This is a genomic window from Shewanella vaxholmensis, assembly GCF_031932135.1.
GTDB lineage: Bacteria > Pseudomonadota > Gammaproteobacteria > Enterobacterales > Shewanellaceae > Shewanella > Shewanella hafniensis.
In genome coordinates, this window is sequence record NZ_JAUOEV010000024.1 from 59,994 (window position 1) to 81,618 (window position 21,625).

The 21,625-nt window shown below is 47.1% G+C and carries 22 protein-coding genes; 10 read left to right on the forward strand and 12 right to left on the reverse strand.

The genetic code is table 11. The features are described from left to right. Positions 1-217: 217 nt before the first annotated feature. Both Q4Q46_RS18055 and Q4Q46_RS18060 read left to right on the forward strand, forming a co-directional pair. Positions 218-1,396: a PrnB family protein gene (locus Q4Q46_RS18055; RefSeq protein ID WP_311906673.1), complete on the forward strand. Its 1,179-nt coding sequence runs from the start codon at positions 218-220 to the stop codon at positions 1,394-1,396. A gap of 4 nt (positions 1,397-1,400) precedes the next feature. After that, positions 1,401-2,522 carry an aminotransferase class V-fold PLP-dependent enzyme gene (locus Q4Q46_RS18060; RefSeq protein WP_311906674.1) on the forward strand — a complete coding sequence of 374 codons (1,122 nt, stop codon included), beginning with the start codon at positions 1,401-1,403 and terminating at the stop codon, positions 2,520-2,522. A gap of 55 nt (positions 2,523-2,577) precedes the next feature. Here the strand turns inward: Q4Q46_RS18060 and Q4Q46_RS18065 are convergent, their stop codons facing one another. Next, positions 2,578-3,774, reverse strand: coding sequence for a dicarboxylate/amino acid:cation symporter (locus tag Q4Q46_RS18065; protein WP_259511849.1), 1,197 nt, complete (start codon positions 3,772-3,774; stop codon positions 2,578-2,580). Between the two features lie 259 nt (positions 3,775-4,033). After that, positions 4,034-5,443: a glutamate--ammonia ligase gene (gene glnA, locus Q4Q46_RS18070; protein ID WP_006079778.1), complete on the reverse strand. Its 1,410-nt coding sequence runs from the start codon at positions 5,441-5,443 to the stop codon at positions 4,034-4,036. Between the two features lie 1,032 nt (positions 5,444-6,475). Here glnA and typA point away from each other — a divergent pair. Further along, entirely contained in the window at positions 6,476-8,287 is a 1,812-nt protein-coding gene (gene typA, locus Q4Q46_RS18075; protein ID WP_106651716.1) for a translational GTPase TypA, read from the forward strand. Positions 8,288-8,566: 279 nt separating this feature from the next. Here the strand turns inward: typA and Q4Q46_RS18080 are convergent, their stop codons facing one another. From Q4Q46_RS18080 to Q4Q46_RS18095, 4 genes are all read right to left on the reverse strand, one after another. Further along, positions 8,567-9,589: a GGDEF domain-containing protein gene (locus tag Q4Q46_RS18080; RefSeq protein WP_311906675.1), complete on the reverse strand. Its 1,023-nt coding sequence runs from the start codon at positions 9,587-9,589 to the stop codon at positions 8,567-8,569. Between the two features lie 174 nt (positions 9,590-9,763). Next, positions 9,764-10,978, reverse strand: a complete 1,215-nt coding sequence (locus Q4Q46_RS18085; RefSeq protein ID WP_311906676.1) for a 4Fe-4S binding protein — start codon at positions 10,976-10,978, stop codon at positions 9,764-9,766. Between the two features lie 266 nt (positions 10,979-11,244). Then, a complete protein-coding gene (locus Q4Q46_RS18090; RefSeq protein WP_268650108.1) occupies positions 11,245-11,898 on the reverse strand; it encodes a DUF2959 domain-containing protein in 654 nt (217 codons plus the stop codon). A 29-nt stretch (positions 11,899-11,927) separates the two neighbouring features. Beyond that, positions 11,928-12,149, reverse strand: coding sequence for a hypothetical protein (locus Q4Q46_RS18095; protein ID WP_006079786.1), 222 nt, complete (start codon positions 12,147-12,149; stop codon positions 11,928-11,930). An 81-nt stretch (positions 12,150-12,230) separates the two neighbouring features. Between Q4Q46_RS18095 and Q4Q46_RS18100 the strand changes: the two genes are divergently transcribed. The 6 genes from Q4Q46_RS18100 to azoR all read left to right on the forward strand — a co-directional run bounded on the left by Q4Q46_RS18100 (position 12,231) and on the right by azoR (position 16,614). Next, positions 12,231-13,199 (forward strand): virulence factor BrkB family protein, encoded by a 969-nt coding sequence (locus tag Q4Q46_RS18100; RefSeq protein WP_063884972.1) that lies wholly within the window; start codon positions 12,231-12,233, stop codon positions 13,197-13,199. Positions 13,200-13,235: 36 nt separating this feature from the next. Then, entirely contained in the window at positions 13,236-14,201 is a 966-nt protein-coding gene (locus Q4Q46_RS18105; protein ID WP_311906678.1) for an alpha/beta fold hydrolase, read from the forward strand. Beyond that, positions 14,198-14,803, forward strand: coding sequence for a hypothetical protein (locus Q4Q46_RS18110; RefSeq protein WP_012586536.1), 606 nt, complete (start codon positions 14,198-14,200; stop codon positions 14,801-14,803). The genes Q4Q46_RS18105 and Q4Q46_RS18110 overlap by 4 nt, the downstream gene beginning before the upstream one ends. Positions 14,804-14,820: 17 nt before the next feature. Then, positions 14,821-15,258 (forward strand): D-aminoacyl-tRNA deacylase, encoded by a 438-nt coding sequence (gene dtd, locus Q4Q46_RS18115; protein WP_006079790.1) that lies wholly within the window; start codon positions 14,821-14,823, stop codon positions 15,256-15,258. Between the two features lie 147 nt (positions 15,259-15,405). Next, complete coding sequence (locus tag Q4Q46_RS18120; RefSeq protein WP_311906680.1) at positions 15,406-15,858, forward strand: thioesterase domain-containing protein; 453 nt, start codon at positions 15,406-15,408, stop codon at positions 15,856-15,858. A gap of 159 nt (positions 15,859-16,017) precedes the next feature. Continuing rightward, entirely contained in the window at positions 16,018-16,614 is a 597-nt protein-coding gene (gene azoR / locus Q4Q46_RS18125; RefSeq protein WP_063884975.1) for an FMN-dependent NADH-azoreductase, read from the forward strand. A gap of 153 nt (positions 16,615-16,767) precedes the next feature. Here azoR and Q4Q46_RS18130 read toward each other — a convergent pair whose 3' ends face one another. From Q4Q46_RS18130 to Q4Q46_RS18140, 3 genes are all read right to left on the reverse strand, one after another. After that, positions 16,768-16,953, reverse strand: coding sequence for a hypothetical protein (locus Q4Q46_RS18130; protein WP_259483980.1), 186 nt, complete (start codon positions 16,951-16,953; stop codon positions 16,768-16,770). A gap of 66 nt (positions 16,954-17,019) precedes the next feature. After that, positions 17,020-17,343, reverse strand: a complete 324-nt coding sequence (locus Q4Q46_RS18135; RefSeq protein ID WP_012586539.1) for a rhodanese-like domain-containing protein — start codon at positions 17,341-17,343, stop codon at positions 17,020-17,022. A 145-nt stretch (positions 17,344-17,488) separates the two neighbouring features. After that, positions 17,489-18,064 (reverse strand): helix-turn-helix domain-containing protein, encoded by a 576-nt coding sequence (locus Q4Q46_RS18140; RefSeq protein ID WP_011845564.1) that lies wholly within the window; start codon positions 18,062-18,064, stop codon positions 17,489-17,491. Positions 18,065-18,190: 126 nt separating this feature from the next. Here Q4Q46_RS18140 and Q4Q46_RS18145 point away from each other — a divergent pair, with 126 nt between their 5' ends. Continuing rightward, on the forward strand, positions 18,191-19,378 hold the full coding sequence (locus Q4Q46_RS18145) for a benzoate/H(+) symporter BenE family transporter (RefSeq protein WP_311906682.1): 1,188 nt from the start codon (positions 18,191-18,193) through the stop codon (positions 19,376-19,378). A 52-nt stretch (positions 19,379-19,430) separates the two neighbouring features. On the opposite strand, the gene Q4Q46_RS18150 is transcribed toward Q4Q46_RS18145, so the two are convergent. From Q4Q46_RS18150 to Q4Q46_RS18160, 3 genes are all read right to left on the reverse strand, one after another. Beyond that, on the reverse strand, positions 19,431-19,922 hold the full coding sequence (locus tag Q4Q46_RS18150; RefSeq protein WP_311906683.1) for a GNAT family N-acetyltransferase: 492 nt from the start codon (positions 19,920-19,922) through the stop codon (positions 19,431-19,433). A 585-nt stretch (positions 19,923-20,507) separates the two neighbouring features. Then, positions 20,508-20,939, reverse strand: a complete 432-nt coding sequence (locus Q4Q46_RS18155; protein ID WP_311906684.1) for a hypothetical protein — start codon at positions 20,937-20,939, stop codon at positions 20,508-20,510. Between the two features lie 54 nt (positions 20,940-20,993). Continuing rightward, the gene (locus Q4Q46_RS18160) at positions 20,994-21,464 is read right to left on the reverse strand and encodes a hypothetical protein (protein ID WP_311906685.1); all 471 of its coding nucleotides are present in this window, start codon (positions 21,462-21,464) and stop codon (positions 20,994-20,996) included. Positions 21,465-21,625: the final 161 nt, after the last annotated feature.

Consider the following 21,625-nt stretch of genomic DNA (forward strand, 5'->3'; position numbering starts at 1 on the left):
TCTGTATTTGGCGTTATTTTGCGAGGCGATTGATTTTGATAACTTGCGCTGGAGCAAGGTGTAAATAAAAAGTGGCATTAGAATTTTCATAAATTTGAGCTAGCGCTAGAAACGCATGGCGATAAGTTGCATTCTGGTTAACGAGTTTTACGGAAAGGGCTAAGAATTAGCGCTCGCTCCGTTTACAAGAACGATAACAATACTCAAGGATAAGCCCGTGAAACCTGCCACCTTTAATACCGAAGCCTTCGATGATTGGATCCGCAGTCGCTTTGTGGAACTCAACTCAGAGCTAGAACAGCTTTATTATCAACAAACGGACCGAGCCAATGTGCTCGATATCGGCGCAGAAGCTAAGTTGGCGCTAGAGAGCGAAGGCCAAGGATTGATTAAGGCCTTGCTCGATGAGGGGAATACCGATGAAGGGTTCGACAGTGCCTTCGATTTACTCGGTAACGTGGGCCTATACATGGCAGCTTGTCGACGCCATGAAATTACTGAGCCCTCACGGGAAACCACCTCACCATTAGCCGAAGCCTCCGCGCTAGCCATGCACATCGGTGCTTCAATAGGTGTCACGCCGCGCTTTGCCACCGCGCATTTAACTACCCATAATCGTGCCCACAATGGCATTTATAAGCGCTTTACCGATCTGAGCGCCGAAAAGCTGTTTGTGGATTACAACACTAAAGGCATTTTGGCCTATAAACGCGCTGCCGATGCGTTATTGAAAATCCAGCCTTTGGGCATTTCCCATCCTATCAGTCACGATTTACTGCGAGTCGCCAAACAGGCATTGCAGGATGTGATTGAGTCGAACACTCAATTATTCAATCGATTAGATACTGACCGTTTCTTTTACTGTGTTCGCCCTTACTACAAACCTTATCGGGTGGGCTCGGTTATTTATCGCGGCGCCAATGCGGGGGATTTCGCTGGGATTAATGTGATCGATTTAACACTAGGTCTTTGTTTCGCTAATGAAGCTTCCTATTCACAAATGCTGGTGGACAAGTTTTTGTACATGATGCCAGAGGATCAACAGATATTGCGTGAATGCATGCGTCGGCCGAATTTGATGGATGACTTCCTGCAGGCAAAAGACTGCTCAACCCAAGATTGGTATCAAGAAAACTTGCGACTCTTTATTGAAGTCTGCGAATTACATGGCGAGACTGCGATTCAGCACCATAATGAGTTAGTGACTAAATATATTGCCGAGCCTTCGACAACGATGGAGCAGCAGCATTTAGCTAAGGTCACCGCCAGTGGTCCGCCACTGCATGTGCTACTCGGTTCATTGGAGCGACTCAGAGATAGGCGTGCCGCCGCTCAGCGCAGCGACATCCGGACGCGTTATGATGAGATTAAGAAACTGAAAGAGAGTTTGAGATAACACTATGTTTGCAGACTATAAAAAGGACTTTTACCTCGCGGGTCCAGGATATCTATTGAACCATTCCGTCGGTCGACCGTTAAAATCGACCGAACAGGTCTTCAAAGAAGCCTTTTTTGCGCCTTGGCAGGAATCGGGACGCGAACCTTGGGGTCAGTGGTTGGGTGTGATTGATGATTTTACGTTCGCCTTATCTAAATTGTTTAACGGCCATCAAAAGGACTTTTGTCCTCAGGTGAATCTCTCCAGTGCGCTGACTAAAATCGTGATGTCACTTGACCGATTAAATCGCGAACACGCCGTTGTGTTAATGAGTGAGATTGATTTCCCCAGCATGGGTTTCGCCCTTAAAAAAGCACTGCCAGCCAGCTGCGAAGTACGTTTTATTCCTAAGGGGCTCGATGTCACTGACCCTAATGTGTGGGACGCGCATATCAGTCGTGATGTGGATCTGGTGTTTGTTAGTCATGCTTACTCGAATACTGGGCAGCAAGCGCCATTAGCCAATATTTTCACCATAGCCCGTGAGCGAGGCTGTTTGAGCTTAGTGGATGTGGCGCAATCGGCGGGGATTATTCCGCTAGATCTCGCTAGCCTACAACCTGACTTTTTAATCGGGTCGAGTGTTAAATGGCTTTGCGGCGGCCCTGGTGCAGCCTATCTTTGGATTAACCCTGCCATTTTGGATCGTTGCCAACCTAAGGATGTGGGGTGGTTTAGCCATGAGAATCCGTTCGAATTTGATATCCACGACTTTCGTTATCAGCACTCCGCAATGCGCTTCTGGGGTGGAACGCCTTCAATCGCCCCCTATGCCATTGCCGCTCACAGTATTCATTACCTTGCGGGTTTAGGTGTCCCCTTGCTGCGTAAATGTAATCAGCAGTTGATTGATGCTGTGGCGCAGGAGCTTGAGCATGAGTTTGTATCGCCACGTGATGTTGAAAAGCGCAGCGGTACACTGATCTTACAGTTTGGTGAGCAACAACATAAAATCATGACGGCATTAGCGAACGCGAATATTAGTGTCGACGCCCGCAGCATGGGTATCCGGATTTCGCCGCATATCTATAACAATATGGCCGATATCAAGCTGTTACTTGATGTGATAAAAGCCAATCGCTAACTAATCGCTAAACGGATGAATAACTATGCCCAATCCTCAGTGTTTGGGCATTTTGTTAGAGTTGTTTGCGATTGAGTCGTTCGATGATCTGGCAGGCGTTTAAGTCGTGAACCACGTTAATGACCGTCGATGGTGCATCGGTAATCGCCCCTATCACCACTAAAATCGGGATGGTTTCCATCGGCAAGCCTAATGTCGTGACGATAAAAATCTCTCCGAGGAAAGCGCCGCCCGGTACGCCGCCTATGATAAAGGCCGATAAAACCGAAATCAGTATGGTCACCATAAACACATCGACGGTGAAATCTAATCCGAGTAACGAGTAGATAAACACGATTTTTAGGGCTGTGATGATTGAGGCGCCGCCCTTATTTAAATTGACCAATAATGGCAGGCTGATGTCGGCAATTTCGGGTTTGATGCCCATCTTTAGCGCGGTTCTTAAGGTGACGGGTAAGGTGGCAAGCGATGATGTGGTGCCCAGTGCGGTCACTGCGGGTTCGAGGGCGAAGCGCCAGAATTGTTTAACCCCTTGAGTGCCACCGCCAAGCCAAGCGTAAAAGGTAGAACCCACTGTTAGATAAATAAAACAGGCGACCATAAACAGACCAACGGCGCGGGCAAAGGTGATAACAAGCTGCGGATCTTGGCTTGCCATTGTTGAGGCGAAATAGGCGCCCAGTCCTACGGGCGCTGCCACCATAATGATCGACACTATCTTCATGATGACGGTATTAAAACTGTCGAGTAATGCCGAGACTTTTCTGCCATCTTCCCCCGATTGACCTATCGCAATTCCTGCAATAACCGACATGATGATCAGGGCTAAGATATTGGATTTTGATAATAAACCTGAAAAGTCATTGGTGGTCAGCAGGCCGACAAAATCCATCGTCCCCGCAGTATCGCTGATAGTTTGATTGAGATCTAAGGTAACACCTTGGGCTGGGTCGAAAAACAAGGCCAGCCCGATAATGCCCACGGCGGGGATAATCGCCATCACAATCGACATTGCCATGATTGACACTAACAGAGCGCCGAGTTTCTTCAAATCCGTCATGCGAGCAATGGAGGAGGTCACGCTAATGGCGACCAGCGGCACGATAATCATAAACAACAGATTAAGGAAAATTTGCCCTAAAGGTTTGAACTTGAGCGCAAGTTCTGGCAAACCGACACCGAGCAGGCCGCCCAGTAATAACGCGGTGAGCAGCACGATGGAATCTTTATAAGGTTTTATCTTTTGCCACATAGGTAAACGCCTATTGTTATTTTTATGAATAAGATGCGCCCAAGTGATCAGGATTAATCGTGCTGCATGGACATTCTCAAGCTAGCGATTGCATTGAGTGAGTGCAAGGTGTGATTGATTTTAAATCGAAAAGGTTTGAAATCTAGGTGTGATGGATTTTGATTTTTTATGATTAATGGATTTGGCTTTATAGCTAGTCAGAGCTTCATCTACAAAAAAGCCCCGACAATTCGGGGCTTAATCAATTTGCGAGTAAGGATTACAAACTGTAGTACATTTCAAACTCAAGTGGGTGAGTTGTACGCGCTACACGCTCAGCTTCAGCTGTTTTCAGTACGATATAAGATTGGATGAAATCTTCACTGAACACGCCGCCTTTAGTCAGGAACTCATGGTCAGCTTGCAGGTTTTCAAGGGCGTTTTCTAATGACGTTGCCACTTGTGGGATTTCAGCCGCTTCTTCTGGAGGCAGATCGTACAGATCTTTGTCCATCGCTTCACCTGGGTGGATCTTGTTTTGGATACCGTCAAGACCCGCCATCAGCAGCGCTGCGAAACCTAAGTATGGGTTTGCATGTGGATCTGGGAAACGCGCTTCGATACGACGGCCTTTAGGGCTTGGTACCACAGGAATGCGGATTGATGCAGAGCGGTTACGGGCAGAGTAGGCCAACATAACAGGTGCTTCAAAGTGTGGCACTAAACGCTTGTAAGAGTTAGTGCTTGGGTTAGTGAAAGCGTTCAGCGCGCGAGCGTGCTTGATGATACCACCTATGTAGTACAGCGCCGTTTCACTTAAACCCGCGTATTTGTCGCCAGCGAACAAGTTAACACCGTCTTTCGCCAGAGATTGGTGAACGTGCATGCCGCTACCGTTGTCGCCAACGATGGGTTTAGGCATGAAAGTCGCCGTCTTACCGTAAGCGTGTGCCATGTTGTGCACTACGTACTTCAGAATTTGGATTTCATCCGCTTTTTTAGTTAACGTGTTGAAGCGAGTTGCGATTTCGTTTTGACCCGCAGTCGCCACTTCGTGGTGATGCGCTTCAACCACTTGACCCATTTCTTCAAGCACTAAACACATAGCGCTACGTAGGTCTTGTGATGAGTCAACCGGTGCAACTGGGAAGTAACCGCCTTTAGTGAATGGACGGTGACCTGTGTTGCCGCCTTCGTAGCTAGTGCCTGAGTTCCAAGCCGCTTCTTTAGCGTCGATCTTAACGAAACAACCTGACATGTCAGTACCGAAACGGACATCATCAAATAGGAAGAATTCTGGTTCTGGGCCAATCAAAACAGTATCAGCGATACCAGTAGAGATTAGGTAAGCTTCTGCTTTTTTAGCAATTGAACGTGGGTCACGGTCATAACCCGTCATAGTACCTGGTTCAAGAATGTCACAACGGATCAGCGCTGTGGTTTCTTCGGTGAAAGGATCCAGTACGAATGTCGTTGGATCTGGCATCAGTACCATGTCTGATTCGTTAATGCCCTTCCAACCTGCGATAGAAGAACCGTCAAACATTTTGCCGTCTTCGAAGAAATCAGCATCTACCTGATGAGAAGGAATAGATACGTGCTGCTCTTTACCTTTAGTGTCGGTAAAACGTAAATCAACGAACTTAACTTCTAATTCTTCAAGTTGCTTTAAAACTGATTCAACTGACATTCTCAAGCCTCCGGTAGGGTAAAGGGATGCCCCTTCTATAATCTTTTAACTCAAGTGATTTATCTTGAGCCAAACTTACAAGCGATAAAGCGATATCCATGCCAATAATTTAACTAGCTGATTAACATGGTTTAAAATCTTTTCTGCACTTAATTGGATTCGTGTTTGCACCACTATGGTGCTTTTAGCTGTGGCATTTTGGTGCATCAATCCATTTTGGTGCGCACTGAATTGATTCATGCAAAGCTAAGGTTCAAAGCATAAGGTTCAAAGCACTAGTATGCATCGCTTATGTGGCAGTGAGATGGCAATCGCGCCTTGGCTCACAGTGACTACATAAGGATAGCGGCACTGAATCCAGTAACTATTTCAGCACTATTCTGGACTATTTTCTCTGGGCGATTTCACCGCCGCATAGTTGTCATAAAACCACTCTAGTCTGTTCAACTATGCCATGCATTCTCAATTCAATAGTGGTTTATTATCATATTATTAGGAAAGAGTTCGTTCTCATGTGCAAAATGTCTTTGCTGTTCACAGGCCAAGTGAAATAAGTGATGCGTAATAAAGGTATTGCGTGACAATGAAGTGAGTCTTAAAGGCATTCAGTTTTCGCGGTCATAAATGCCAATATCAACGCCCAGTTAAATCTGCGCTAGAAATTATTGCTGTTTCACGTCGAGATGATTTTGTCACGTGAACATCAATTTGATTGATGTTTAAATCAGCAGAAATACTTTGCGTCTAGATTATGAAAAATAGTAAATTCAGCTGTTTAACTCGGATTTTTCCTACGAATATGGCAATTGAACAGTGCTTTAACTGTGACATTAGCGGATTTCACTCAATGGAATATTGGCAGGAATTAGCCAAGGATCGGCGGATTGTTTTATAAGTGTTCAAAAATAATCCTGTGCGCCAAGGCCGCTCTGGAGTAGAATGGCACGCTTTTTATTATGGTGGGTCGAGTTAGGACACTATAACGAATTACTGAAATATCCCTATTTTTGTTTGATGGTAAGAGGTTTATCCGTGCTAGAGAATTTACGTAACATCGCCATTATTGCACACGTTGACCATGGCAAAACGACCCTGGTAGACAAGTTGCTGTCACAGTCAGGCACCCTTGCAACCCGAGGAGAAGCTACTGAGCGGGTGATGGACTCCAACGATCTTGAAAAGGAACGTGGGATCACGATTCTGGCAAAAAATACTGCCATCAAGTGGAACGACTACCGTATCAACATCGTTGATACCCCTGGCCACGCCGATTTCGGTGGTGAGGTTGAGCGTGTTCTGTCTATGGTTGACTCAGTATTATTGCTAGTTGATGCCGTTGACGGTCCAATGCCACAAACTCGCTTCGTAACGAAGAAAGCGTTTGCTCAAGGCTTAAAGCCAATCGTTGTTATCAACAAAATTGACCGCCCAGGCGCGCGCCCTGATTGGGTTATCGACCAAGTATTCGATCTGTTCGATAACTTAGGCGCAACTGACGAGCAGTTAGATTTCCCAATCGTTTACGCTTCAGCGTTAAACGGTTTTGCAACTTTAGATCCAGATGTTGCAAGTGAAGACATGACGCCGCTGTTCCAAACTATCGTTGAAAAAGTATCATTCCCTGATGCTGACTCAGAAGGTAGTTTCCAGATGCAAATTTCGCAGCTGGATTACAACTCATACGTGGGTGTTATCGGTATCGGCCGTATCAAGCGTGGTAGCATCAAAACTAACCAACAAGTCACTATTGTTGGTGCTGATGGCAAAACCCGTAACGGTAAAATGGGCCAAGTATTAGGTTACATGGGTCTAGAGCGTACTGAAGTTGAAGTTGCCAACGCAGGCGATATCGTTGCTATCACTGGTTTAGGTGAGTTGAAAATTTCTGACACTGTCTGTGCTGCTGGTGCTGTAGAAGCGTTACCGCCATTATCAGTTGATGAACCAACTCTGACCATGACGTTCCAAGTCAACACTTCACCTTTTGCGGGTAAAGAAGGTAAGTATGTGACTTCACGTAACATTCTTGAGCGTTTACAACAAGAATTGGTCCACAATGTGGCACTGCGTGTTGAAGAAACTGAAAGTCCAGATCGCTTCCGCGTATCAGGCCGTGGTGAATTGCATTTATCAATCTTGATTGAAAACATGCGTCGTGAAGGTTATGAGTTAGCTGTATCACGTCCAGAAGTTATTCTGAAAACCATCGACGGTGAATTGTGTGAGCCATTCGAAACGTTAACTGTTGACGTTGAAGAAGAAGATCAAGGCACAGTGATCGAGAAGTTAGGTACCCGTAAAGCTGAAATGAAAGACATGCAGCTTGATGGTAAAGGTCGTGTACGTATCGACTTTATTATCCCAAGCCGCGGTTTAATTGGTTTCCAAACTGAATTCTTAACAGCGACTTCTGGTACAGGTCTAATTTACCACTCGTTCGACCATTACGGTCCACACAAAGGTGGCGATATCGGTCAACGCGCTAACGGCGTATTGATTTCTAACGCGACAGGTAAGGCTCTGACATTCGCACTGTTCGGTCTACAAGACCGCGGCCGTCTCTTTATTGGCCACGCTGCTGAAGTGTACGAAGGCCAAGTTGTTGGTATCCATGCTCGCTCAAACGATCTGACAGTTAACTGTCTGAAAGGAAAGCAGCTGACCAACATGCGTGCTTCAGGTACTGACGAAGCGCAAGTGCTGACTACGCCAATCACAATGACACTTGAGCAAGCGCTTGAGTTCATCGATGATGACGAATTGGTTGAAGTAACACCTAAGAGCATTCGTGTTCGTAAGAGACACTTGACTGAAAACGATCGTAAGCGCTTTAACCGCGGTTAATGCCAGTCTGTTGATTCAGGTGGCACACCCTTAAGGTGAGTCAATCGGTTTAAAAAGCCCTGCATAGGAAACTATGCGGGGCTTTTTGTTGGGACTGATTTGGTCATGGGCATATCGATAGTTTGCACTATGGATCAGATGTGGCGTTTTCTTCGTTATACAGCATATCTTCTCTATGGCACTGCGGGCTCAGCTCAACGTTGTAACTCTGTCGCTCTGTAATAAGAAGATTGGGTATGCCGGCGATTAATTCAAACTGCTGAATCTTGAGATCCTGTATTACTCCTCATCCATCACCCGTATGCAATTGCGGCCTGCTGATTTTGCACGGTAAAGCGCGACATCGGCTTGGCGAACTAACTCTAAATGGCTTTGTTGGTTTGAGGGTTGCAGATAAGCGACTCCTGCACTGACGGTCACAATACCAAGGTCGGTATCCGCATGTGGAATGGCAATGGCTTGGATTAACTGATGAATATGCTGCGCTGTGTCGAGTACCGTTTGTTTGTCGATATTGGGCAACAGAATGACAAATTCCTCACCACCGTAGCGAGCCACGAGTTCGCCGGCTCTGCGGCCCGATTGGGATAAAGTACTGGCCAGTTGTTTAAGGCAATCATCGCCGGCGAGGTGGCCATAGTGATCGTTAAATTGTTTGAAGTGGTCAATATCGAGCATGATGAGGGCCAGTGAGGAATTGCTCCTTTGTCCTCGGCTCCACTCAGTTTGTAACATCATGTCAAATAGGCGGCGGTTGCCGATATTGGTTAAACCATCGGTATTGCTGAGTATTTCGAGTTGCCTATTGGTTTCTGCCAGCTCACAGGTGCGTGCCTTGATCATGGTCTCAAGTTCGACATTACGCTCTTCTAATCGTGCTATCGGGTAAATCTCCCCTTTGTGGGCTAAGCCGTAGGGGATGGATATGCCACTGTGGGCAATCATCCAGTCTTTGTGTTCTAGACGAAATATCAACACTAGCCGTGCTGTCTCGCGGGAAAGCATAGGATTAGGGATAGGTAAGTGGATATGGAAAAAGGCAGTCACAACCACTAGGTTGTCGGCAAGATCTTGTAAGGAGAGATCTAACATTTCGATATGGATCCGCTCAGGCACTTGTGCAAAGTCCTGCCGAGTGATCCGCACCCATTCTTCCCTGTCGGTGACAAGCTGGTCACTACTGCCAGCATAGCCGCTAAAGTTCTCACTAAAGCGGCGGGTTAGCCTGTCATCACGGGAGGCATACATCTCAATATATTCGTCAAATAACGAACGGATCAGTTGCTGTCGGTTGGGTCGCATAGGCTAGCTCCATGTTAGGGAACATAAAACCACTTTTCTAGTATCCGTATAGGAATAGTATCTGCGATAAAATCGAGTCGTTGCCTGATTGTAATCAATGTTATGACTTATATATTAAGAAATACTGCAGATAGTGATGTAAGCCATTATCTGCAGTGTATTTTGGAGTATTAGCTAATGCCCCACTCTATCTATCACTTGGATCAATTCCATGCGGATATTGTCGGGTGTTTGGCTGTGCCAGAAGCCAGCTAAGTAAGCGCCAAGCGGTAGGATAAATAATGCGATAAGCACTAATGCGAGTAATCCCTTATGGCCGAGTCTGTGGCCAGATTTAAGCCCTAGACCAAGGGCGGCTGATTTTGGGCAAGCGGCAACGCAGCGCATACAGGCCTGGCATTCATCGCTGCGCACCGTGGTTTTGGTGTGTACTATGATGTTTGCTGGGCAGGCGCGGCTGCACTTGTCGCATTTCATTCCTTTTGCTTCGATAAGGCAGTGCTGTGTATCGCGGCGAATTTTTAAGGGGCTCGCAAAACTTAAGATCCCGAGTATGGCACCATAAGGGCACAAGTAACGGCAGAATCCCTGACGGCGCCATGCGGCTAAGGCAAGGATCAGCGCAAACACAAACAGGGTAATCAGGCTCGGCGTCAGAAAGAACAGTGCCATTTTTAAGTCGGCAATCTTGTGATAATTACCTTCGAGATAATAAGGAATCGACTCACTTGGCATGCCAATCACTATGTAGCAAAGGCCAAGCAGCAATAGATACTTGAGCATACGCAGTGGCCAATCGAGCCAAGCGGGTGGTGTTAGTTCTGATTTAATAAAGCGTTTTCTAACAGCATACAAATATTCCCCTGCCAAACCTAATGGGCAAGCCCAACCACAAAATGCCCGCTTACAGAGTAATCCTGTGAGCAATACCGCCGCTAACATCACCGCGGCAGCAGGATGGGTTTGATCCCACAAATTTAGACTGACAATGGCCTTCAGTTCAATGCCGCCGGCAATCGGCAGGAAAGCATCGACCACATCGGGGCGCATTAGCCAAGGTGTAATTCCTTGCTTAAGCAATACGGTATTGATTGTGTATTGCACGGCAACCAGTAAAAGCGATAGAGCTAAGACATGTTGAGTGCCTTCCCGCAGAGTATTGATCTTAATCTCACCTTTGAAGGAGTCTGGCGCAAATTTATGCCCCAATAATGCCAACGGCAGCGCAATAATCAGTCCGAGTGCCAATGGCCAGTAAAGGCTAATCGCGACGGCGCTGACACTGAGTAACAGTGTTACGACAGCGCCCCATTTCTGGCCGCTCCAATAGCTGAGCGAGGCGAGATACATGAGTGCCAACATCAGGGTGAGTGATTCGATAAAAGTCATAGTGATGAATACAGCGAATGAGTAACGAGTACAGTGTCTGAGTGATGAACTGATGATAAGTTTTTGAGTACTAAGTGAAATTGTGCGACAGGTCTAAGATTGGCGCTATCAATCCACTAAAGCGCGCCATAGCTCACAAAGCTAAGTGTTTTGGGCTTGCACAAATAAAGTATGACTTGCAGGGACAGCGAACGAGGTCACACAAAGCATAAAAAGCCCCAGCACTTTATTGTGCTAGGGCTTAGGAGTTAAGTAGCAGCTTTGGTTCAACTTTTTGATTTTTCGAGTGACTCGATAAACTTGTTCGACTCATTAATCGATTTATTCATCTCTTTAATCAGGCCCGAAATGTCGGTTTGCAGACTAGTAAATTCGCCTTTGATCGCGCCAATGGCTTGGGCGTTCAAGTTATGCTTGAGATACAGCATATTGTCTTTCATGGCGGTGAGGATGGGCGGCATTTTTGATTCGGCGCGGTGCATGCTTTTGATCAATTGTTCGTAGGCGCGTCGCGTTTCTTTGAGCTTAGCTTCACTGTTACGGCGCAGGCTGGCTTTGCTGATCTCGCCAATTTCATCTTGCCACTCATCGAATAACGCTTCGGCTACATCTTCAACTTTCTTGATGCGGTTGCTAACGTTGTCTGCGGCGCTTTGGGCCGACTCGTATTCATCCTTGGCCTTGTTATAGGCTTTTTCTAGGTTGCCGCCATCGTGATTGAGCAGGGCTTGCATTTCTTCGAGGGCCGAGCTGAACTCTTTTTGGGCGTCCTCTTGGGATTCTTTCGCGTCTTTAACTCTGTCGACCATAATATCGCGTTTATGGTAACCGACCTTTTCCATCGCGCCGTAATAGGCACTTTGGCAACCACTGAGCAGGAGGCTTGCGGCAATCAGGCCTGAAGTTATCAGTCTTTTCATTGGGTATTCCGTCACTGAGTGAATTGAAATTAATCGGCCTTAAATCGGGCCGCATCGATAATGCTCCACAGATGAAAGATAGCACCTATTACCGCGGGCACAATTAGCCACCAGAGGGCATAACCCACCACTGTGATAATGAAAAATAACAGTGCGGCCATAATGCGGCCTTGCAATAGTTGGCCTAACCCAGGGAAAAATAGGCTAGCAATAGCGGAAATAACGTTACCCGCAGATCCTTGTTGAGACATCAATTCACTCCTTAGACTTGTAAATTAAGTGTTTATTGTACGAAGATAACGAGTCTATACCAACAGAATCAAGAGAAACCCGTGACTAAGAAGATAGAACTGGCACAAATTCGCGTCTTATTCCTCGGGATCTGGCACTTCCTGCTGCATTTGCAGCGGCGTTTAGTGGAAGATCAGATCAATATCCGCGCCGGACATTTGGCCTATGTCACGCTATTGTCACTTGTGCCTATGGTGGCCGTGACTATGTCTATGCTGTCCGCTTTTCCTGTGTTTAAAGGCATTCGTGGGCAGATAGAAGGCTTTGTTTATCAGAACTTTTTACCCGCCGCCGGCGATACAGTGCAAGTGTATATCAATGAGTTTGTAGCTAATGCCTCTAAGGGCACAGCTGTCGGGATTGCCGCTTTAGTGGTGGTCGCTATTTTGCTGATTTCCGCCATCGACAAATCCCTTAATAACATTTGGCGTACTAAAGAGAAGCGTTCCGTGGTGGTCGCATTTTCTATGTATTGGATGGTCATCACTTTGGGTCCTGTTTTGGTGGGGGCCAGTTTGGTGGCGACTTCCTACGTAGTGTCATTGAAGGTTTTTGACGGTCAGTTGTCGGGTGTGGTGCCCGTGTTTCTTGAGCGTTTGCCCATGCTGTTTTCAGTTGCTGCATTCTTGCTGTTGTATATGGTGGTGCCTAATCAAAAGGTGAAGTTTCTACATGCATTATTAGGGGCGATTGTCGCCGCAATCTTGTTTGAGTTAGGTAAAAAAGCCTTTGCCTTGTATGTGACTCAGTTTCCGAGCTATGAAGCTATTTATGGGGCTTTAGCCGTGATCCCTATTATCTTTGTCTGGGTGTATTTATCGTGGATGATAGTATTACTCGGCGCGGAAATTACCGCGGCTATGCCAGAGTATTTAGATTATGAGTCGAGCTCCGATGAGGATGAAACGGATCTAGATGGTAAGCCTTTACAAGACTGCCAAGATAATCAGCCTGTAACCTTAACTTCGGCAGAAGTAGATGCACTCAAGGCCGTGGCGAAATCGGAATGACATCCCTAAACGGTTAAGTAATGGCGATGACACCTAATGCCTGAATCAGTGCCCGAATCCTTTCCCCCTTTTATCCGTCGCGACTGGTTTAACGTTGGCAATGGTCAGCAATTGCATCTGGCGCAATACGGTAATCCACAAGGTATCCCACTGCTGTATTTGCACGGCGGTCCGGGAGCGGGTTGTGATATCGGTGATTTAGCTTTATTTAATGGCGATCAATATTGGATTTTGCTTTTAGATCAACGCGGGTCTGGGCAATCTTTACCCTTTGGCGATTTAGCCCATAATCATCTTAATGGTTTGATCTGCGATATGGAGGCTATTCGCCTCGCGTTAGGTATTGAGCGCTGGTGTTTAGCGGGCGGCTCCTTTGGGGCCACATTAGGCTTAATTTACAGCGGATTATTTCCCGAACGGGTGATAGCGCAAGTGCTGTGGGCGTTATTTATTCCGTCTAAAGAAGGCATAGATTGGCTCTATGGCGCTGACGGCGCGGCAAAATTGCAACCAGCGGCTTATCGACTCTTCAGTGGTAATGCGCCTGTTGCGCCATCGCTGACTGAACTGCTGGATTTGTACCATCAAGGTTTGACATCGGCCGATGAAAACCTGCGGCACCATTTTGCGCGGCGTTGGGTTCAGTGGGAGCTAAAGCTCGCGGGGGCGAGATTGGTGTTGCCAAGACAGTTACCCGACCCAGTATTAGCGTTAGCGGATATCGAATTGCACTTTGCTCGGCATGATTACTTCAATGCCATGAGTGTGTTGCAACGCGTGACGCCTAGGGTGAAGGCGCGTAGTGTGTTATTGCAAGGAATGCAGGATGCGATTTGCCCAGCGGCGCTATTGCGCGATTTTTTGGCTGGGTTAGAGCATGCTATTACGATTCAATCTGTTGCCGACGGCGGACATATGCTCAATAGCGAGCCGTTGTTTTTGGCGGTCACAGCAGAAATCCATGCTATGTGGTCGTGGATACATCAAAGGGAAATACAATGAAAACATTGCTCATCAGTGCCAGTTTACTCGGATTAACTGCCTGTGCCGCCACGGCGCCCTCGCAAACCAGCGCGATTGACCCAGTGGTGGCTCAGGAGAACGTGAGTGCACCCGTCGCGCCCAAAGTCGTTGAACTGGGTGGATTGACCAATGAAGCTGCCGCTGAGCGCTTGTATCAAGCGTTGATTAACGCTAACTACTTGGCCACCAAAGTTGCGCCAACTAAAGTCGCGGTGCAGTTTGGCGATAACCAGTTTTTGCTTGAGCCGAGTATTAATTCTGCGGGCATTGACCGTATTTTAATGAATCGTTTCTATGCCGTGCATCCGCAATTACAGGCTAGTCAAGAGCTGCCTGTGGTGATTGGCACTTTGAATCAAAAGCTTAATTTTGCCAAGTTCGTGTTGCTGGACCAAGGCGCTGTGATCCAAATACAAGGCACAGTCACCTTTGCCGACCGTGTTGAAATCGAAGAGTTACGTCGCTTTATGTTATGGACCAATGGCGGTTTGGCGCAAGTCGCACAATCCCTGCCAGATGGTATCGATCAATATATTCGTCCTATCCCGCTCATGCAGCAAATGGTTCCCGTTAAGCCTTAATCTAAAAAGGAAAAGTTGTGATTGCGTTAATTCAAAGAGTGAGCCGCGCCAGTGTGGTTGTCGATAATCAAACCATAGGTGCGATCGATAAGGGCTTGTTGGTTCTGCTGGGCGTTGAGCAGGAAGATACCCGCGAGAAGATGGAAAAACTGGCAACTAAAGTGATGAGTTATCGCGTGTTTTCCGATGAAAATGGCAAGATGAATCTCAACCTAGAGCAAGTCGGTGGCTCTTTGTTAGTGGTGTCGCAATTTACCTTGGCTGCCGATACGGGCCGTGGCTTGAGGCCGAGTTTTTCGGGCGCAGGTACGCCGGATCAAGCCTTGGCACTCTATGAAGAGTTTGTCGCATTTTGCCGCGCTAAGGGCGTGACCACAGAAACCGGACAATTCGGCGCCGATATGCAAGTGTCCTTAGTTAATGATGGCCCTGTGACTTTTAATCTGCAGGTGTAGCTTCTTATCGCGCGAGTGATTGCGTTAGTTATCGTGTTAGCTATTACGTTAGCTATTACATTAGTCAACGCGTGGTTTTTCTGGGGGATAGAGTGTTGAACTTATTCGGTGTTAGCTGTGAAGAGGGTTGTATCGAGGTAAATGCACATGGATGAATTACTTACTCAACTACTCATTCAATTACGCCAGACGTGGCACAGTACTATTCCTGTTAGTGAATTTATGCAGATTGCGCCACTCGATTACTGTGAAGGTGAATTTCGAGTCACAGCGCCGATAGCGCCCAATATTAATCTGCATCAGACCATGTTTGCCGGCAGTATTTATACCTTGATGACCTTAACTGGCTGGGGCTCTGTGTGGCTGAACCAGCAGTTAGCTGGCGTTGCGGGTGACATTGTGCTCGCCGATGCCCATATTCGTTATCTCGCTCCAGTGACTTGTGATCCTGTGGTAACAGTGCAATGGCCAACTGTGGATCTTAGTCCGTTGCAAAGAGGTCGCAGAGTGAAAGTGAAGTTAGCTGTGCAATTGTATTGTGATGTTAAGCTTTGTGCGGTATTCGAAGGTCTGTATGTCAGTGCGCCGAAAGCGAGTTAATTTATAGCGCGTCGCAACAACCTATAACCTTTCTAAAAAATCGAAGTGAATCTCAAATTTTATCCACTTTATTTCTTTTTTATGGGCGAATACACTAGCGTCATAGAGTTGAGATATTCCATCTGACTCTCAGTCATTTACCTATTTTCGGAGCAGATTATGTCTAAAGTCTTAATTTTAAAATCAAGCATTCTTGGCGGTTATTCACAATCTGCCGTGTTAATTGACCACTTAGCTAGCCACTGGGAAACCCAAGGCGCCGCTATCACAGTACGTGATTTAGGCGGTAAAGACGTGCTGCCTATGGTAGACGGTGAAATCGCTTCTGGTTTACGTGGTGGTGCAGAATTATCGGCACGTCAGCAAGAAATGCTCGCATTATCAGATACCTTAGTTGCTGAATTAAAAGCGAACGACACTATTGTTATCGCAGCGCCTATGTATAACTTCACTATTCCGACTCAACTTAAAAACTGGATCGATTTCATTGCCCGCGCTGGTGTGACTTTTACTTACACAGAAACAGGTCCAAAAGGATTAGTGGAAGGTAAACGCGCTGTGTTAGTGACGACCCGTGGCGGCGCTCACAAAGATGGCCCAACGGATCACGTTGTACCTTACTTGAAAACGGTTTTAGGCTTTATTGGTATCACTAATGTTGAAGTGGTTTACGCCGAAGCGCTGAACATGGGTCCTGAAGCACACGACAAAGGCATGAGCGAAGCAAAACACAGTATCGATCAGCTGAAAGCTTAATTGTCCCATTGATTAGCTGAGTCATCTGATTTAGCTGAATAAATAATGCCAGCCGTTAATGGGCTGGCATTTTTGTATGTCCATTTAAGCTAAGCACGCTTGGCTTAAATGGTTAGGTTTGAGCTACTAGGTTTAAGTCGCACGCTAAGCTGTTTATTCGCAAAGGCTGCAGCCTTTAGCAAGGGCGCTAGTCTCAACATAACGCACCTTAGTGCTGGCTTGGTCGCGGTTACGACTGATGCTAAAGCGTGCAGGGCGTTCAGTTTCATGCGGCTTTTCAGCAGGGTTAACCTGTGCGGCTTCAAGCTGTAACGCTTTGGCATGATTCGTTTTATGCATACATCACCTCGCAGATATCTAAACTATCACTACATGCAGATTGTTGCCGAACAACCAAGGCTTAAATTAGCTCGGTTGGCAGCAGACTAAATCTTTAAGCGAACCGCCATTCACCACGCAGCCAAAACCATTGGCCTTGAGGATATCGCAGCCTTTCTGCGCTCGAATCCCCGCGCCACAGTAGAGCACGAAGGGATGCTGTTTATTGTCGACTTGATGCAACCATTGGTCGAGCGTTGGCAATGGCACATTAATGGCTTGGGGCAAATGACCGGAGGCAAATTCCTCCGGTGAACGCACATCAATCACCCGCGCGCCTTGCTCAATCAATTGCCAACACTTTTCGCCCGAGTGACTGCCGGATAACTTAGCCAGTAAAGATTGAAACATAGCATTGCCCCTACCATTAGAAAATTTTCAATAAGTTTATTCTAATGGATTGGCGAGTGCAAGCGTTGCAAATTATCGGTAGTAATGGTTTGGTCTTTGGCGTTGTTGGTACTCGAACTCTGCATTACTGGCGTTAGATAAGCTGCTACAAGCTAGATTCACTGCCTCGTTGATAGTGAATGATGTCGTGGAAGACCACGGCTTGGTCGTTGAGATTGCGATAGCCATGGGGTTTGTCGGCCGCAAATCGTACCGCTTCACCTTGTTTGAGCGTTTGCCACTGTCCATCGACTAACACTTCCATAGTGCCGCTTAATACAATGACATGTTCAGTGACGCCAGCTTCATGGGGTTCAGAAAGCCGCTCATAGTTTGGCAGCAGAGTGAGTTCAAACATCTCAAAACCAAAGCGATCTTCAAAGGGAAACAGTGACGCGACTAACATACCGTCGGTGGCGGGTTGTTGGCGTAACTCGTCGGGCTTACGGAATACAGCGCCTTGGCTCTGGGGAGTGGGCTCGAGAAAGGTCGAAAGCGAGAAATTGAATCCGCTGGCAATTTTCCACAGCGTCGCAATGGTTGGGCTCGATTCACCGCGCTCGATTTGTCCTATCATGGCCTTGCTGACGCCCGTCTCTTGGGCGGCCTTATCTAAACTCCATCCCTTTTGGTTGCGAAGTGCTTTGAGTGTGGTGGCGAGATAGCTGTTTATCGTCTGCACAATGGCCCCATCATTTTTATAAAAATTTAGTTTGTACGTTATAACGCACAGATGCTATCTTGTCCATCTCGTACGTTATAGCGCACAACATGGTGGCGACATCAATTGCAGAGGAAGGGAGTGAGTATGTGGCGAGATGCATGGAGTTTGTCAAAAATATCAGCGGGTTTTATTGCGGTATTGGTGGGTTATAGCAGCTCGGCTGTGATTATCTTTCAAGCGGCGGAAGCTGTGGGGGCGACACCTGCACAGATTAGTTCGTGGCTGTGGGCTTTAGGTGTGGGCATGGGCGTGACCAGCATAGGGCTATCGCTTTACTACAAGAATCCTATTCTAACGGCTTGGTCGACACCGGGCGCGGCGCTTATGGTGACCAGCCTAGCGGGATTGAGCGTCAACCAAGCCATAGGCGCGTTTCTGGTGAGTTCGATGTTAATCACCCTTTGCGGGGTGGCGGGTTGGATGGATAAGCTTATTCGCATCATGCCGCAGTCAGTCGCTTCAGCCATGTTGGCGGGGATCCTGCTGCAATTTGGCCTAGGGCTATTTCAAGCGATGCAAACCCAGCTGAGCCTCATATTAATCATGCTGTTGGTGTTTGTCGTTGTTAAGCCTTTTGCGCCGCGCTACATCATCTTGCTGACATTGCTGGTGGGCATAGGCATGAGTTTTCAATTAGATTTGCTCAAGCTAGATGCCGTTCAGTTGCAACTGGCGATGCCGGTGTGGACTACGCCTGAGTTTTCGCTGGCGAGTGTTATTGGCGTGGCGCTACCGCTGTTTGTGGTGACTATGGCCTCGCAAAATATGCCGGGCGTTGCTGCGCTACATGGTAATGGCTACAGGCCGCCTATTTCGCCTTTGATCACGACGACAGGATTCATCGGGGTTATCCTCGCGCCCTTTGGCGGTTTTGCTTTCAACTTATCCGCCATTACAGCCGCTATTTGCATGGGTAAAGAAGCAGACCCGAATCCTGCGACCCGTTACTGGGCGGCGGTGTGGGGCGGGGTGTTTTACTTTATCACTGGGTTACTCGGCGCCACTGTGGTCGGCCTGTTTTCCGCTTTCCCTAAGGAATTAGTCCTGGCCATCGCCGGATTAGCGCTACTTGGCACTATCGCCAATAGCCTTACCGCCGCATTAGCTAAAACCGAAGATCGCGAGGTAGCAGTGATCACTTTCTTGGTCACGGCATCAGGTTTTAGTGTGCTGGGTATCGGCAGCGCATTTTGGGGGCTGTTGCTTGGGTTTATTATCCATTGGTGGAACGGGCACAGAACTGCAGCTGTGGTGAAGCGAGCGAATACTTAGCTGCAGCAAAGCGCCTTAGTAGATGAATTTCAAAGACTAAGGCGCATGTGTTTTAGATTTTCTTCGTCATAAACACGCTATTGGGGTCGAGTTGGTAGCAGTCGAAGGGGCCACAGATTTCAAAACCAAATTTGCTGTAGAGCATACGTGCAGGGTTGAAGAAGTCCATCGAGCCTGTCTCTAGACTCAGGCGTTTGACGCCAGCACTTTTGGCATCGTTAATTAAGTGCTGCAATATTTTAGACGCTATACCTTGCTGCTTATAGGGCGCGGCGGTGCGCATGGATTTGATCTCGGCGTGCTCAGCATCTAACCATTTTAGTGCACCGCAGCCCGCTAAATTGTTGCCATCCCATAGGGTCCAAAAACGGATATTGGGCTGACGCAGGCCATCAAGATCTAATGCGTGAACGCTTTCGGGCGGTGAAGTTGCCCGCATATCGTCGAGGTGTTCCTGCAGCAATGCCGCTATCTCAGGCCCTTTAAGGTCATCTAAGGTGATTTTCATCGTGGCTTTCATGGTGAGTCTTATGGTGGTTCTCATGGCGGATCGGGTGCTCCCTATTATTGTGGCTTATCCATAATGGCGGCATCGCTTTGTTATCTGTTTGCCAATGCGCCGTGGTGGATAAGCAAATCCTAAGCCACAAAATGTTAATCAAAGCAAAAGTCGTAGGGCTTCACCCCCCCTGCTTTTTGATCATGAGTCGACCAAGGAGGACTGCTCGTCCTATCAAAAACGTCCATGTTAAATTGCCAGCTCGATATCCCTATCTCGCGCTAAAAACGGCCGTTGGCCTTCGTCCTTGGATGCTCCAAGACGCCCCCAACGGAGTTGAAAGCCCCTTGTGGGCATTAAGCGCCCTTATGCGATCGCGTCAGACGCTCGTCCCTGATTCGACTGACGCTATCTCGGCCTCTGATAGGCAGGATGCCAGAATGTCGTGAAGTGCATGGATGCACGAGAACGACCATGCCTCGATCAAGCAACGAACGCAAATGCCCTGCGGCAACTCCGAGGGGGTGGTGTATTCCTTAGGCTCAGGTGTTATTGGTCGAATTTTTAATGAATAAAAGTTATAACTGTCCGATCTTTTGCCCTAACTTTTGTTTTACTGTCTTCACTGCCCTACAGGATAACCAATTCCCCAGTTTGGGTTATACCACATGGCCACACACCGTTTTTATATAATGCTAAGATTGCTAACCACTTTCCAGGCTGATTGGAAAGGACCTCTTTGGCTGCGTGTTTACAAGCGAACAGCGCGCTACCTTTCATTGACTCTGTGTAGTTATGAGGGCCATCGACGAGTTTAGGATGAGCGTTACCAACGCTTCGCAACGATCTCAACGCGGCTTTATAAACCATTTTCTCAGCCTCTTTGTCGTAGATCTGTTCGTCTGGTTTAGCTGTATATGTTCCTTCGAAAGGATCGGGTTGATCTCTGCTGGTCGGCAACCAATCCCATTCAATTTGTAATTGAGAAATCGCTAAGATGTGTTCAGCTTGGCTTAGCCAGTCAGTATTCTCTATTTGTTCAATCAGTGCTTCGATGTTCATTAGCAGTTAATGCCTTAGGTGATTCTGGGGGGCGATTACCATTCCTCGTTAGCTTTATTTTGATTCACTAATCAATACTTTTAGCTTGCCCCAAAAGTCTTTGGCGGTATCTAAGTTCTTATGACCAGCTTGGCTTAGCACGAGATCTGTAGATTGTCTTTCTATGCACACTATCGCTCGTTCTTTGAGCTGTTTGCCAATTTTGTCGTCCACCAATAATGCTGAGAGGGCCATGCTAATAGTGGCCACATCATTAATCGACAATGTCGTGTAGCTATTTGTGATCATTTTCTTGAGAACGGCGGGTGGATATTCGGGAATCCAATGTTTTATCCCCCAATCCTTTAATAGCCGTTCTAAGAAACCTTTTGGATTTTTTGTTCTAGGTCTCCACTCGATATAAATTCCTAGAACATCCATAAACGAATTAAAATACCAATCTTGGAATTGCGCCACTAATTTATAATCTTGAGGTTTCGTGCTCTTAAATTTTTCCAATACTACAGATGTTGGCAATTCTTTCATAATCTTCCTCAAAGTCCGTTTAAATGGTGAGCAACGCAATGCGATATTTAAGTACACCACCTTAATCACTAAAATCAACACATAGTATAAATGTCATGTGTCGCTAATTCGCCTTAAAGTGTTTGTTGAACGAAGCCGCTTTGCGGCAGGAACAAGATAAA